The sequence below is a fragment of the Phenylobacterium sp. genome (assembly GCF_035944335.1).
Classification (GTDB): Bacteria; Pseudomonadota; Alphaproteobacteria; order Caulobacterales; family Caulobacteraceae; genus Phenylobacterium.
The window spans coordinates 91017-104558 of record NZ_DASZBG010000011.1 but is presented as its reverse complement, the minus strand read 5'-3'; the positions used below and the strand labels follow the sequence as shown (position 1 = coordinate 104558).

The 13542-nt window shown below is 69.7% G+C and carries 13 protein-coding genes and 1 other RNA gene; 13 read left to right on the top strand and 1 reads right to left on the bottom strand.

The features are described 5' to 3' along the window. Positions 1–228: 228 nt before the first annotated feature. Both ilvN and VGT80_RS02925 read left to right on the top strand, forming a co-directional pair. Positions 229–777, top strand: coding sequence for an acetolactate synthase small subunit (gene ilvN / locus VGT80_RS02930; protein ID WP_327452721.1), 549 nt, complete (start codon positions 229–231; stop codon positions 775–777). Between the two features lie 149 nt (positions 778–926). Next, on the top strand, positions 927–1886 hold the full coding sequence (locus VGT80_RS02925; RefSeq protein ID WP_327452719.1) for a hypothetical protein: 960 nt from the start codon (positions 927–929) through the stop codon (positions 1884–1886). Here the strand turns inward: VGT80_RS02925 and VGT80_RS02920 are convergent. Further along, entirely contained in the window at positions 1825–2424 is a 600-nt protein-coding gene (locus tag VGT80_RS02920) for an inner membrane-spanning protein YciB (RefSeq protein WP_327452717.1), read from the bottom strand. The two genes, VGT80_RS02925 and VGT80_RS02920, sit on opposite strands and share 62 nt — an antisense overlap. 172 nt (positions 2425–2596) lie before the next feature. Between VGT80_RS02920 and VGT80_RS02915 the strand changes: the two genes are divergently transcribed. From VGT80_RS02915 to VGT80_RS02865, 11 genes are all read left to right on the top strand, one after another. Next, a complete protein-coding gene (locus tag VGT80_RS02915; protein WP_327452715.1) occupies positions 2597–3721 on the top strand; it encodes a glycosyltransferase family 87 protein in 1125 nt (374 codons plus the stop codon). Beyond that, positions 3699–4059: a transfer-messenger RNA gene (ssrA, locus tag VGT80_RS02910) on the top strand. Before VGT80_RS02915 ends, ssrA begins: the two co-directional genes overlap by 23 nt. 148 nt (positions 4060–4207) lie before the next feature. Beyond that, on the top strand, positions 4208–4663 hold the full coding sequence (locus VGT80_RS02905; RefSeq protein ID WP_414693886.1) for an SspB family protein: 456 nt from the start codon (positions 4208–4210) through the stop codon (positions 4661–4663). Then, entirely contained in the window at positions 4664–5152 is a 489-nt protein-coding gene (locus VGT80_RS02900; RefSeq protein ID WP_327452711.1) for a PaaI family thioesterase, read from the top strand. Position 5153: 1 nt separating this feature from the next. Then, positions 5154–5939, top strand: coding sequence for a C13 family peptidase (locus tag VGT80_RS02895; protein ID WP_327452709.1), 786 nt, complete (start codon positions 5154–5156; stop codon positions 5937–5939). Between the two features lie 83 nt (positions 5940–6022). Further along, positions 6023–8284, top strand: a complete 2262-nt coding sequence (locus tag VGT80_RS02890) for a serine hydrolase domain-containing protein (RefSeq protein WP_327452707.1) — start codon at positions 6023–6025, stop codon at positions 8282–8284. A gap of 101 nt (positions 8285–8385) precedes the next feature. Next, positions 8386–10035, top strand: coding sequence for a flagellar basal-body MS-ring/collar protein FliF (gene fliF, locus VGT80_RS02885; RefSeq protein WP_327452705.1), 1650 nt, complete (start codon positions 8386–8388; stop codon positions 10033–10035). 17 nt (positions 10036–10052) lie between these two features. Next, complete coding sequence (gene fliG, locus VGT80_RS02880; protein WP_327452703.1) at positions 10053–11066, top strand: flagellar motor switch protein FliG; 1014 nt, start codon at positions 10053–10055, stop codon at positions 11064–11066. After that, positions 11066–11725, top strand: a complete 660-nt coding sequence (locus VGT80_RS02875) for a flagellar assembly protein FliH (RefSeq protein ID WP_327452701.1) — start codon at positions 11066–11068, stop codon at positions 11723–11725. The genes fliG and VGT80_RS02875 overlap by 1 nt, the downstream gene beginning before the upstream one ends. 4 nt (positions 11726–11729) lie before the next feature. Further along, positions 11730–12104 (top strand): flagellar motor switch protein FliN, encoded by a 375-nt coding sequence (gene fliN / locus VGT80_RS02870; RefSeq protein ID WP_414693884.1) that lies wholly within the window; start codon positions 11730–11732, stop codon positions 12102–12104. Positions 12105–12136: 32 nt separating this feature from the next. Continuing rightward, a complete protein-coding gene (locus VGT80_RS02865; protein ID WP_327452699.1) occupies positions 12137–13504 on the top strand; it encodes a sigma-54 dependent transcriptional regulator in 1368 nt (455 codons plus the stop codon). The last annotated feature ends 38 nt before the right edge of the window (positions 13505–13542 follow it).

Here is a 13542-nt window from a genome sequence, read left to right as displayed (position 1 = left end):
AGCTTCTCGCCCACGCGGCCGAGCGCGGCCGCCTGCTCCTGCAATAGCTCGTACTGCAGCACCGCCTCGCCGGTCTCGAACCGGAGGCGCTTGGTCAGGGACTGAGGCATGCGAAGGGAAGACATTGCGCCCATGTTGGCGGAGACAGGCTCGCGCGCAAGCGGCGCCGCGATTTCCGTGTATAGAGAGCATGAAACGACCCGGACGCCCGCCCAGAGATCGACCCCGATGACCGACACCCAGCCCGCCTCCGTCTACGACCTCGCCCACAAGGAGGCGGCCGAGAGCGCCGCGACTTTCGCCTGCCTGGTGGACAACGAGCCGGGCGTGCTGCACCGCGTCGTCGGCCTGTTCGCCGCGCGCGGCTACAACATCGAGAGCCTGACGGTCGCCGAGACCGACCGCAACGCCCACACCAGCCGGATCACCATCGTCACCCGCGGCACCTTGCAGGTGCTGGCCCAGATCCAGGCCCAGCTGGAGAAGATGGTCTCCATGCGCCACGTGCAGGACGTGAGCCGCGATCCCAACGGGCTGGAGCGGGAGCTGGCGCTGGTGAAGGTGCGCGGCTCCGGTCCCGACCGGGTGGAAGCGCTGCGCGTCTCGGAGATCTTCCGCGCCAAGGTGATCGACACCACCCGCGAGAGCTTCGTCTTCGAACTGACCGGCGCGCCCTCGAAGATCGACCGCTTCTGCGACCTGATGCGGCCGCTTGGCCTGGTGGAGGTTTCGCGGACCGGCGTGCTCTCCATCCAGCGCGGCGTCGAAGCGCTCTAGCGCCGCTTCAGGCGAAGTGGGAACCGGTTCGCCGCCCGGAAGGGGCGCCAGCAAGGAGTCCTGACGCGCAGCCGGACGCAAGAGCGGGGACCAGTTTTGCTGGCTGACGCTTGTAGAAACTTGAGCGTCGGCTCGCGCGCTTTAGAGGCGTGCGCCGGCTTCTCACCATCGCTCTGGTCGCCACGGCATGCGCGGGCCCCGGCCACGCGCAGCTCATCCGTCGCATCCTGCCGAACAATCCGCCGGTGGCGACGCCGCCCGCCGGGCTGCCGCCGGCCCAGGCCGACATCTGGCCCTATCCGCCGCCGGATCCGAAGACCTGGTGGAGCGACGACCGGCTCAAGACGCCGGAGGCCGCCGATCCGCTGGCCGGGCGGCGCATCCCGCGCGGGCGCACCCTCGCCCCCATCGACAACGGCGTGGACGCCGCGACCTACCGGCTCTGGGGCCTGATGCCGCTGCAGTGGGAGGTGCTCTATCCCGGCGAGATGATCCTGGAGGTCTGGGTCAGACCCGCCAACAGCGTCCGCCAGAGCGTGGCCCGGGTGATCGTGCGGCGCGACGGCCGGGCCTTCGTGCAGGGCCGCGCCGGCCTCGCCTGCTGCGAGGCCCAGATCGGCCGGCGCATCGGCTTCGACGCCGAGCTGCCTCCCGGGTCGGCGCAGACCTTCCTGGGGCTGCGCGAGCACCCGATGTGGTCGACGCCGCGCATGGTGCAGGTCAAGGAGGCGGACGCCGCCGAGGGTCTGTGCGTCAACGGCGCAGGCTACGACCTGACCCTGCTGATCCCCGGCCGTTCCCGGTCGCTGCACCGCGAGTGCGAGGACGCCGCCATCGGCCAGGTCGCCGACGCCCTGGAGCCGACCCTTCGCGCCGCGCTCGGCCAGGACCCGCGCTTCGATGTGCTGTACCCCGGCGGGATCGACTACAACCTCGACCGCCACGCCTACCAGGACCTGCTGGCGCAGGGCGGCGCCTTGAAGCCCAATCCGCACGGCCGCGCCCAGCCGCCCGGATCGGAGCCCGCGCCCCTGCCGGAAGCCGCGCCTACGCCGCCTGCGCCTGGGCCGGCGCCTCGCGCCGCGCCTCCGCCTCCCGTTCCGCGATGATCTTTCCGCGCACGATGTGGCGCACGCTCACGTACTGGATGGCGAACATGGTGAGCTTGGAGGCTATCGGGACGACCGCGATGAACAGCGCCCACTCCTTGGTGAACCAGAGGGCGATGACACCGTTCGCCACGCCGGTGAGGGCCATCAGGCCGGCCCAGGCGTAACCCCAGCGGATCATCAGCGGCGCGCCGTGGTGGCGGGCGATCTCGGGCATGTAGCGCAGCATCCAGCCGCGCTTCAGCATCACCACCGCGACGGCGAAATAGATCAGGGTCGGCTTGGCCATGATGAAGCGGGGATCGCGCGTGACGAAGCTGATGGTCCCGAACACCAGCGCCAGCCCCAGGCCCGCCCACTGCAGCAGACCCACCTCGCGGCCGGTAGCCTTCATGACGATCAACTGAACCACGCCGGCGCCCACGGCTGCGGGGGTGGCCAGCTGCACATCCACGTGCATGGCGGTGAGGGCGGCGAAGGCGATGGTCGGAAAGAAGTCCCAGGCCAGCGGCCGGATCGCGTTGAGCAGGTTGGACATCGAAAAATCCCGAATGAAAACCGATGCCTGAAAGCTAGGTGCGTGAGGCGTCAGGGCCCAGCCCGCTGGCGAAGCGTTCGCGGCGGTTCGCGCAATCGTGGTGGTGATCGGCGCTTCGCGAACGGCATTAGGGCCCTTGCAAGCCGGCGCCGCTATAGGATTAACACCGCCCATGGGTTTCTCCGTCGCCGCGCTCCGCGTCCGCCTCGCCTCGCCGATCCTGCTCGGCGTGCTGGTGGCGTTCGCGGTGGTGAGCGTGAGCACGCTGCAGCTCCTCAGGGCGCAGCCGGCGGGCGTCGATTTCGCGGGCCTTTGGGCCGGCGGCAAGGCGGCGATCACCGACGTGGGCCGGCTCTACGACTTCCGCTACGTCTCGGAGCTGCAGAACTGGCCGATGGGACATGGGCGCCTGCGGCCCTACGCCTATCCCCCGTCCGCGCTGCTGCTGTTCATCCCCTTCGCGCTCGCGCCCTGGAACCTCAGCTACCTCGTCTGGACCGTGCTCACCGGCGGCTTCTTCGCCTGGGCGGGGATCCGGGCCGGCGCGCCCAAGTGGTTCCTGCTGATCCCGTGGGTCGCCTTCGCGGCCTTCTGCGGCCAGGCGACCTTCCTCCTGGGCGGCCTGGTCATGGCGGGCCTGGCGCTGGCCGGACAACCGATCCTGGCCGGCGTCCTGTTCGGGGTCGCCGCGGCGGTGAAGCCGCAGCTGCTCATGCTGCTGCCGCTGGCCCTGGTGGCCGAGGCGCGGTGGCGCACGCTGGTGACGACCGGGGTCGCGGGCCTGGCGCTCTGCGCCCTTTCCGCGGCGGTCTGGGGCCTGGGGCCCTGGATCGAGTGGCTGAGCGCCCTGCCCCGCTTCGAGCATCTCGTCTCCCATTCCTCGGGGCTGGTGGCCAATTCGATCACCCCCTACGCGGCGCTGACATTCTGGCGGATGGAGGGGGCCTGGGCGCTGCTGCTGGCGCCGGCCGCTGGGCTTTGGGTCTGGCTGACCTTCCGCCGCGGCGGCGATTTCGCCGACAAGCTGACCGCGCTGTTCGGCGGCGCCTTCCTGATCTCGCCCTATGCGATGAACTACGAGCTGGCCCTGTTTGCGCCGGCCACGGCGATCTACCTCGCCCGGACCAAGGACCCGCGCTGGCCGGGCTATGTGGCCGCGGCCATCGGCCAGGCCTGGGTCATCCATCCGGCCTTCATCTCGCTGGCGATGACGCTCAGCCTGCCGCTGCAGAAGCGGCTGCCCGCCCTGCCGCTGTTCGGCCCCGAGCCCGAAGCTTCTTTAATTCCTAACGGTTGACGCCTATATCCTCCCTCGTCGGGTTCGCCCGACTATGGTGATAAACGCGCGCGTAATAAGCGGACTGGACCCGGGTGCGATTCCCGGCGGCTCCACCAATCTTCCCCCCGGGTATCGCCGGGCAAGTGCGGGGCCGATCAGGATCGACAGACGTGTAAAGGCGTTGCTTTCCCCCGGCCTGACCCACCGTTCCGGGTCTTTTGATAGATGCGAACGATAACTTCGCTTCTGAAGTCCGGCTCGCCGCGTAAGCGCGAGTTAGACTTTGACCTAAAGCCCCTACGGTTAGCCCCGTAGGGCGGGGCTCGGGGGAGGCCTGGCAACAGAACTCCCCCACCCAATCCGGAGGGCGGCTCGCGAGGGCCGCCCTCTTTCGTTTGGGGCGCGCGCGAAGCCGCCTTGCGTGCGCCGACCCACGCGTTACCTTTTGGCCGCGTGTTCCGTCTGGAGATTCCGTTGGCCCAGGACCCGCCGGCCCAGGACCTGATGCACTACGACGCCATGGCCCAGGAGGCCCTGCGCGGCGTGGTGAAATCCGCCCTGAAGCGGGCGGCGACCGAGGGCCTGCCCGGCGCGCACCACTTCTACATCACCTTCAAGACCGACGCCCCGGGCGTCTCCGGGCCCGACGACCTCTTGTCGAAATATCCCGACGAGATGACCATCGTCCTGCAGCACCAGTACTGGGACCTCGCGCCGGGCGAGACCTTCTTCTCGGTGACCCTGCAGTTCGGCGGCCAGCCGAAGCGGCTCTCCGTGCCCTATGCCGCCGTGACCCGGTTCTACGACCCCTCGGTGCAGTTCCTGCTGCAATTCGAGGCGCCGCCGCCCGCCCCGCCGGCCGATGTGAAGCCCAGCGACGAGACCGCCGAGCCGGCCGCGCCGCCGGCAGCCGAGGACGGCTCGAAGATCGTCTCCCTCGATCAGTTCCGGAAGAAGTGAATGAGCGACGCCGCGCGCGCCGAGCCTGAGGCCGCAACCCCCGCGCCGCTGTCGGACGAGGCCATCCTGGAGCGTTTCCTGCGCACCAAGAACCAGCCCACCGGCTCCCAGACCCTCGGCTTCCGCATGGTCGCGGTCAGCCAGGCGGAGAAGTCCGTCGAGGTCGAGTTCGACGCCCGCGCCGAGCTGCTGCTCAACCCGATGAAACAGATCCAGGGCGGCTACCTCTGCGCCATGCTCGACGAGTGCATGAGCGTCGCCTGCATGGTGGCCTCGGGCATGACCCACGTGGCGCCCACCGCCGAGATGAAGACCACCTTCTTCCGCCCCGGCGCGCCGGGGAAGATCAAGGGCATAGGCCGGGTGGTGCGCTGGGGCAGCCGCGTCGCCTTCACCGAGGGCGAACTCACCGATCCGGAGGGCCGGGTGCTGGCCAAGGCCACCGGCACGGCGATCCCGACCCCGTTCACCAGCTACAAGGGCAAGTAGGATGCGCCGGACGGGGATGGCGCGGCTGATCGCAGGCTTCCTTCTCCTCGCCTTCGCCAAATCCGCCGCCGCGGCGACGGCGCTCGACGCCAGCCCGTTCCAGGACTGGGCCGCCGTGGTCGTGGCCGGCGACTGGCACGCCCACTCCGGCGGCCCGTCGGAAGCCTTCGACAACGCCCGCCGCGACGTCTCACAGACCCTGGAGCGCGCGGGGTTCAGGCCCGCCAACCTGCGGCAGTATTCGGTCCGTCCCGAGCGTTACAAGGACACCCGTCCGGAGAAGTCCGACCTGCCGACCATCTACAACGGCCTGGTGGACCTGACCTCGCGCACCCAGGCGGGCTGCCTGTTCTACCTCAGCTCCCACGGGGCGCCGGACGGCGCGGTCGTCGACGACAAGATCCTGCCGCCGGGCGTCCTGGACGCCATGCTCAACAAGACCTGCGGGGCCCGGCCCACCGTGGTGGTCATCTCGGCGTGCTTCTCCGGCGTCTTCGTGCCGACGCTGGCCCGCAACAATCGCATGATCCTCACCGCGGCGAGGCCCGACCGCACCTCCTTCGGCTGCGGCGAGGCGGACAAATATCCCTATTTCGACGACTGCTTCCTGCAGTCCATGAAGGGCGCCCATGACTTCCCGGGCCTGGGCCGCGCGGTGCAGGCCTGCGTGGCGCGCAAGGAGATCGAGACCAACGCCCGGCCGCCGTCGGAGCCGCAGCTGTTCGTCGGCGGGACCCTGAAGCCGATCCTGCCGCTGCTGGCCTTCATCAACCCGACCGGCGGCTGACAAAGCTTGGCTTTGCGGGACTCAGGGGTCCCGACTACAACCCTTGTTACGTGCTCTGCTGTACGGGGATCAGTGGTGTCGTGATGCGATCCAGCTTTCGTGTGGCATGCGCGGCCTTCGCGGTCCTGTTGCTGTCGTCCGGCATGGCCGGCGCCCAGGACGAACCTCCTGCGGCCAAGCCCGACGCCAAGACCGATGCTGCGGCGGCGCTGCCGAAGGCTCCGATCCCCTACACCCAGCTCAAGCCGAAGCCCAAGGCGAAGCCAAGACCCAAGCCCGCCGCCTCGACGAGCGATCAGCCGGCGACCCCGGGCGCGGCGCCGCCGTCCCCCCCGTCGACCTCGACCTCGACCGGCCCGGCGCCGAAACCCGGCGCCGCGTCCAAGCCGGCGGCTGCGAAGACGGCCGCCCCGCCGCCCCCGCCGCCGGCCGCGCAGCCTGGCGCGCGCCTCAGTCCCGGCCAGCCGCTGCCGCCCGCCGAGCTGGAGGCCTTCGTGGACGGGGTGGTGAAGGACGCCATGGGCCGCGACCATATCGCGGGCGTCACCGTCAGCGTGGTCCAGAACGGCCAGATCGTGCTGAAGAAGGGCTACGGCTTTGCGAGCCTGAACCCGGCCCGCGCCGTCGATCCCGACCGCACCCTGTTCCGCATCGGCTCGATCACCAAGACCTTCACCTGGATCGCGGTGATGAAGGAGGTCGAGGCCGGCCGCATGCGCCTGGACCAGCCGATCAACCTCTACCTGCCGGAGAAGGTGCAGGTGAAGGACCAGGGCTTCGACCAGCCGATCCGGGTGATCAACCTGATGGATCATTCGCCGGGCTTCGAGGACCGGGCGCTGGGCCAGCTGTTCGAGGACAATTTCGACCGCGTGCGGCCGCTGGAGGTCTATCTGCGCCAGGAACGGCCCCATCGGGTGCGGACGCCGGGCGCCATCTCCAGCTATTCGAACTACGGCGCGGCCCTGGCCGGCGAGGCCGCCGCCTATACATCGGGCAAGCCCTACGAGCGGCTGATCGAGGACGAGATCCTGGGTCCCGCCCGGATGGCCCACACCACCTTCCGCGAGCCGCACCCGGTGAAGGCCGGCCTGCCTGGGCCCATGCCCGCGACGCTCGCGCCGGACGTCTCCGACGCCTTCCGCTGGTCCGGGACCGGATTCCAGCGCCGCGCCTATGAGTACATCGAACAGGTCGCCCCGGCCGGCGCGGGCTCCTCCACCGCCGGCGACATGGCGCGCTACATGCTGCTGCAGCTCGGCGGCGGCAGCCTGGAGGGCCAGACGGTCTATGGTCCCGCCACGGCCCAGGCCTTCCGGACCGCGATCCGCCCCACCCCGCCCAACGTCAATGGCTGGGCCCACGGCTTGGTCGTCCAGACCCTGCCCGGGGGCTTCAAGGGTTACGGCCACGACGGCGGGACCCTGTCCTTCTTCTCCAACATGCTGGTGGTGCCGCAGCTGAACCTCGGCATCTTCATCTCCACCAACACCGAAAGCGGCGCCGCGCTCTCAGCTCGTCTCGCGCCGGCCGTGCTGCAGCAGTTCTACGTCAGACCGCAGAGCTTCCCGCGCGCCGCCTCACCCGACCTCGCCGCCCAAGGCGCCCTGTTCAAAGGCTACTACCTCGGCACGCGGCGGGCCTATTCGGGCCTCGAGGGCTTCGTGCTGCGCATCGCCCGGGCCGGGGTGAACGTCGGCGTGAGCTCGGACGGGCGGCTGATCCTGTCGGACATGAGCGGCGCCAGCGCCTGGGTCCCCGAGGGCCCCGTCGAGGATGGCCGGTTCATCGCCCCGCAGGACGAGAGCCGCCTTGTCTTCCTGATGAAGGACGGGCGCGCCGTCGGGTTCCTGCCCGGCTCCGGCAGCGTGCTCTATGAACGCGTATCCAACTGGCAGAAGCCGTCGCGCCTGGCCTGGCTCGCCGGACTGGCCGCCTTCGCCGCGGTCGCCACGCTGTTCGGCCTCGTCGTGCGCAGCCGCCGCGACCAGCGGCAGAGCAACATCCAGGCGCGCGCCAGCCTGGTGCAGAACATCCAGGCGGGCCTCTGGCTGGCGGCCATGGCGCTGTTCGCCATCTTCACCTCCAACGCCACCGCCGACCTCGCCCCGGTGATGTACGGCTGGCCGAGCCCGCTGATCATCCTGGCCTCGGCCTGCGCCCTGGTGGCGAGCGGCCTCACGATCCTGACCGTCCTGGCCCTGCCGGCGGTGTGGAGCGGTGGGCGGCGGGTGGATTCCTGGAGCTACCTGCGCAAGGCCTCGTTCACGATCACGGTCCTGATCTATGCCGGATTCGCCGTGATGCTCGGCCTTTGGGGCGCGCTTCTGCCCTGGAGCGCCTGAGCTTCCTTAAACCCGCGTTTACCAAGCACTGGGTAAATCCTGCCTAGCGGGGGGCGCGACGTGACGTGCGTCTGCCCGCAGTTTGGGAAGGGACGCCCGCGTTGAATCAGTTCCTGGCGGCGCTTCAGAGGTTCGGCTTCGGGCGCCTGGCCGCCATCCTCGGCATCGGCGCCGGCGTCGCCGCGGCGCTGTTCGCCATGACCATGAACCTCGGCCAGCCCAAGGCCCTGCTCTACTCGAACCTCGATCTGAAGGAAGCCGGGAACATCACCCAGTCGCTGGATCAGGCGGGCATCAAGTACGAGGTGAAGGGCGACGGCTCGACCATCCTGGTGCCGCGCGATCAGGTCGCCTCCACCCGGCTGATGCTGTCGGGCAAGGGCATGCCAACCTCAGGCTCGGTGGGCTACGAGATCTTCGACCAGGGCAACGCTCTGGGGCAAACAGACTTCGTCCAGCAGCTCAACCGCCAGCGCGCGCTGGAGGGCGAGCTCGCCCGCACGATCCGCAGCCTGGACGGCATCTCCTCGGCCCGCGTCCACCTGGTGCTGCCCAAGCGCCAACTGTTCGAGGAAGAGTCCGAACAACCATCCGCCGCCGTGACCATCGGGGTCGGCGGCCGCGAGCCCACCGGCGACAACGTCCGCGCCATCCAGAACCTGGTGGCGAGCTCGGTGCCCAACCTGAAGCCCGACAAGGTGACCGTGGTCGACCAGCACGCCAAGACGCTGTCGGGCGGCGACACCGGCCTGGCCGCCGAGGCCGACGGCCGCAAGAACGAGGTCGAGCAACGCATCGGCAAGCAGGTGAAGTCCCTGGTGGAGGGCGTGGTCGGCGCCGGCAAGGCCCGGGTCAACGTCTCCGCCGATGTCGAGATGGCCCAGGTCACCACCCAGCAGAAGACCTTCGATCCTGACGGCCAGGTGGTCCGTTCCGAGGTCACCCAGGACGAGAAATCCAGCGAGAACCAGCCGGAAGGCACCGGCCAGGCCTCGGTCGCGGCCAACATCCCCGGCGGCGCCGTCGGCGCGGGCGCCAACAACAATTCCTCGAACACCGGCCGCAACGAGTCGACGACCAACTACGAGATCTCGGAGACCACCCGCACCGAGGTCCAGCAGCCCGGCCAGGTGAAGCGCCTTTCGGTGGCGGTGGCCGTCGACGGCGTCACGGCGCCCGGCAAGGACGGCAAGCCCGGGCCCTACACCGCCCGCTCGGCGCAGGAGATGCAGCAGATCCAGCAGCTGGTGGAGGCCGCCGTCGGCTTCAATGCCCAGCGCGGCGACAAGGTGCAGGTGGTCAATGTCCGCTTCCCCTCCTCGGCCGATCCGGAGGGCGTCAGCGCCACCAATCCGCTGATGGGCTTCGACAAGAACGACATCATGCGCGCCGCCGAGTTGGGCGTGCTGGCCGTGGTCGCGCTGCTGATGATGCTGTTCATCGTGCGCCCGCTGCTCAAGGGCGTGAGCGGCGGCGGCGGGCCCATGCCGATGATGCTGGCCGGCCAGCCGGTGACGCAGCTCGCCACCACCGCCGACGGCCAGGCGATCCAGGTGACCGTCGATCCGGTCACCGGCCAGCAGCTGGCGCTGCCCGGACCGATCACCGGCGACCTGGACGCCAAGATCGACATCGCCCGCATCGAGGGCCAGGTGAAGGCCAGCTCGCTCCGCCGGGTCTCGGAATTCGTCGAGAAGCATCCGGAGGAATCGGTCTCGATCCTGCGCACCTGGCTCCATGAATCGGCCTGAGGACAGACGTGGCCAAGATGAAAGCCATCGCTGATCCAGGGAAGCTCTCGGGGCCCGAGAAGGCCGCGGTGATCCTGCTCGCGCTCGGCGAAGAGCACGCCAGCGTCTGGCAGTCCCTCGACGAGGAGGAGATCAAGGAGGTTTCCCAGGCGATGGCGAGCCTGGGCACCGTCTCCGCCCTGGCCGTGGAAGACCTGATGGTCGAGTTCGTCTCCGGCATGTCCGGGGCCGGGGCGATCATGGGTTCCTTCGAACAGACCCAGCGGCTCCTGGCGGCGATGATGCCGGAGGACAAGGTCAACAACCTCATGGAGGAGATCCGCGGCCCCGCGGGCCGCACCATGTGGGACAAGCTCGGCAATGTGAACGAGGCCGTGCTCGCCAACTATCTGAAGAACGAATACCCGCAGACCGTCGCGGTGGTGCTCTCGAAGATCAAGTCCGAGCACGCCGCCCGCGTGCTGGCCGCCCTGCCCGAGGACTTCGCCCTGGAATGCGTCATGCGCATGCTGCGCATGGAGCCGGTGCAGCGCGAAATCCTCGACAAGATCGAGGCGACGCTGAGGACCGAGTTCATGTCGAACCTGGCCCGCACCTCCAAGCGCGACAGCCACGAGATGATGGCCGAGATCTTCAACGCCTTCGACCGCCAGACCGAGGCCCGCTTCATCACCGCTCTGGAAGAGCGCAACCGCGAGGCGGCCGAGCGCATCCGCGCCCTGATGTTCGTGTTCGAAGACCTCTCCAAGCTCGATCCGGGCGGCATCCAGACCCTGCTGCGCGGCGTCGAGAAGGACCAGATGGCCCTGGCGCTGAAGGGCGCGTCGGACAGCCTGCGCGAGATGTTCTTCTCCAACATGAGCGAGCGCGCCGCCAAGATCATGCGCGAGGACATGGAGAGCATGGGCCCGGTCCGCCTGCGCGACGTCGACCAGGCCCAGATGGCCATGGTGCAGGTCGCCAAGGACCTCGCCAACAAGGGCGAGATCATGCTGGCCGGGGCCGGCGGCGACGACGAGCTCGTCTACTGATGGCGGGCGAGCGGCAGAAATTCAGCTTCGACACGGTGTTCGACGCCGCCGGCGACGTGACCTACGCCGCGCCGCGGCCCAAGCGCATGTACACCCCCGACGAGGTCGAGCAGATCCGCCTCGCGGCCCATGCCGAAGGCGAGCGCACGGCCCTGGCCTCCATCGCCGCCCAGCAGCAGGTCGCGCTGGCCGGCGTCGCCCACGCCTGTCGCCAGGCCCTGCCGACCCTCGCCGCCGTGGCCCACGAGCACCGGGTGGGGTCCGCCAACTTGGCGCTGGCCTGCGCCCGCGGCATCGCCGGCGCCGCCCTCGACCGGTTCCCCGAGGCGCCGCTGCAGGCCGCGCTGGCCAGCCTCGCCCAGGAAATCGAGGCCGCGCCGCGTTTGCTGATCGCGGCGGCGCCGGAGCTGGCTGAGCGCCTGCAGAGCCTGCTCGACGACACCGCCTCCAACCTCGGCTACGCCGGTGCGATCCAGGTCAAGGCCGAGGCCGAGCTGCCGCGCCACGCCTTCACCCTCGACTTCGGTGATGGCCAGGCGGCCTTCGATCCGGAGGCCGCCGCCGCCCGCGTCACCGCGGCCCTCACCGCGGCGCTGGCCGCCGAGGGCCTGCACGCCGAACCCCTGATCCCTGGCGCTCAACCCGAGCCGGAAGGCTGAACCGATGTCCGAGAGCGAAACCGAACCCGTGGCCGAGCCCGACGCCGCCCCCGAAACGGAGATGAAGCTCGACGAGTTCTCCCCCGGCGAGGGCGCGCTGCCGGAATCCGTCGCGGAGGACAAGACCGCCGGCGACCTTGCCCCGGTGTTCGAGGTGCCGGTCAACATCTCCGCGGTGCTGGGCCGGGCGAGCGTCTCGGTGGCGCAACTGCTGCAGCTGAGCCAGGGCAGCGTGCTCGAGCTCGACCGCAAGGTCGGCGAGGCGATCGACATCTATGTGAACAACCGCCTGGTGGCGCGCGGCGAGGTCGTCATCGTCGACGAGCGGCTGGGCGTGACCATGACGGAAATCATCAAGGACGGCGACGCGGCGGCGTAAGAGCGCCGGCGCGAGAGTTAGGAGACCTTCCCATGCGGCTTCTGGTCGTCGGACAATTGAACGGGCAGCTCGCCTCGGCCGTGAAAATGGCCATGAGCGCGGGCGCCAAGGTGAGCCACGTGGAAACCATCGCGGCCGCGACCCACGCCCTGCGCGCCGGCCAGGGGGCCGACCTCCTGATGGTCGACTACCACCTGGATATCGCGGCCCTGATCGCGGCCAACGAGGCCGAGCGCATCCGCTGCCCGGTGGTGGCCTGCGGCGTGGGCGCCGATCCCCAGCGCGCCGCCGACGCCATCCGGGCGGGCGCCAAGGAGTTCATCCCGCTGCCGCCGGATGCCGCCCTGATCGCCGCGGTGCTGGCCGCCGTCGCTGACGAGAACCGCCCCATGGTGGTGCGCGACCCGGCCATGCAGGCGGTGATGAGCCTGGCCGACCAGGTGGCGGGCTCCGACGCCTCGATCCTGATCACCGGCGAGAGCGGCGTCGGCAAGGAGGTCGTCGCGAGGTATGTGCACCAGAAGTCGCGCCGCGCGTCCAAGACCTTCATCTCGGTCAACTGCGCCGCCATCCCCGAGAACCTTCTGGAGAGCGAGCTGTTCGGCCACGAGAAGGGCGCCTTCACCGGCGCCGTGGCCCGCCGCATCGGCAAGTTCGAGGAAGCCAACGGCGGCACCTTGCTGCTCGACGAGATTTCCGAGATGGACGCGCGTCTTCAGGCGAAGTTGCTACGCGCGTTGCAAGAACGCGAGATCGACCGGGTGGGCGGCGGCAAGCCGGTCCGCGTCGACATCCGGGTGATCGCCACCTCCAACCGCGACCTGGCCCAGGCGGTGCGCGACGGGACCTTCCGCGAAGACCTGCTCTATCGGCTGAACGTCGTGAACCTGCGCGTCCCTCCGCTGCGCGAGCGGCCGGCCGACATCGTGGCCCTGGCCGAATTCTTCGCCCGCAAGTACGCCGCGGCCAATGGCGTTGCCGAACGTCCGCTGTCCGCCCTGGCGCGGCAACGCCTGGCCACCCACCGCTGGACCGGCAATGTCCGCGAGCTGGAGAACGCCATGCACCGCGCGGTGCTGCTCGCCGTCGGACCCGAGATCGACGACGCCGCGATCCGCCTGCCGGACGGCCAGCCGCTGTCGGCGCTCGATCCGCACGCCCGCGCCGCCCAGGCCGCTTCGCTCGCCGCCGAAACCGCGACCCGCGCCTACGTCGGCCAGACGGTGGCCGAGATGGAGCAGCAGCTGATCCTCGACACACTCAGCCACTGCCTCGGCAACCGCACTCACGCCGCCAATATCCTGGGCATCTCCATCCGCACCCTGCGCAACAAGCTGAAGGAGTACGCCGACGCCGGCGTCGCCATCACGCCGCCGCAGGGCGCGATGAATGCGGCCTAGGGCCTGACCTGACCTATGGCTGACACCAGCTTCTCCAC

What these genes read in the sequence shown, in the direction of transcription:
- fliG (WP_327452703.1), top strand. Translation starts at nt 10,053, where the DNA reads ATGAAAGCCATCGCTGATCCAGGGAAGCTCTCGGGGCCCGAGAAGGCC.
- VGT80_RS02915 (WP_327452715.1), top strand. Translation starts at nt 2,597, where the DNA reads ATGGGTTTCTCCGTCGCCGCGCTCCGCGTCCGCCTCGCCTCGCCGATC.
- VGT80_RS02865 (WP_327452699.1), top strand. Translation starts at nt 12,137, where the DNA reads ATGCGGCTTCTGGTCGTCGGACAATTGAACGGGCAGCTCGCCTCGGCC.
- ilvN (WP_327452721.1), top strand. Translation starts at nt 229, where the DNA reads ATGACCGACACCCAGCCCGCCTCCGTCTACGACCTCGCCCACAAGGAG.
- fliN (WP_414693884.1), top strand. Translation starts at nt 11,730, where the DNA reads ATGTCCGAGAGCGAAACCGAACCCGTGGCCGAGCCCGACGCCGCCCCC.
- VGT80_RS02900 (WP_327452711.1), top strand. Translation starts at nt 4,664, where the DNA reads ATGAGCGACGCCGCGCGCGCCGAGCCTGAGGCCGCAACCCCCGCGCCG.
- VGT80_RS02905 (WP_414693886.1), top strand. Translation starts at nt 4,208, where the DNA reads ATGCACTACGACGCCATGGCCCAGGAGGCCCTGCGCGGCGTGGTGAAA.
- VGT80_RS02890 (WP_327452707.1), top strand. Translation starts at nt 6,023, where the DNA reads ATGCGATCCAGCTTTCGTGTGGCATGCGCGGCCTTCGCGGTCCTGTTG.
- VGT80_RS02920 (WP_327452717.1), bottom strand. Translation starts at nt 2,424, where the DNA reads ATGTCCAACCTGCTCAACGCGATCCGGCCGCTGGCCTGGGACTTCTTT.
- VGT80_RS02875 (WP_327452701.1), top strand. Translation starts at nt 11,066, where the DNA reads ATGGCGGGCGAGCGGCAGAAATTCAGCTTCGACACGGTGTTCGACGCC.
- VGT80_RS02895 (WP_327452709.1), top strand. Translation starts at nt 5,154, where the DNA reads ATGCGCCGGACGGGGATGGCGCGGCTGATCGCAGGCTTCCTTCTCCTC.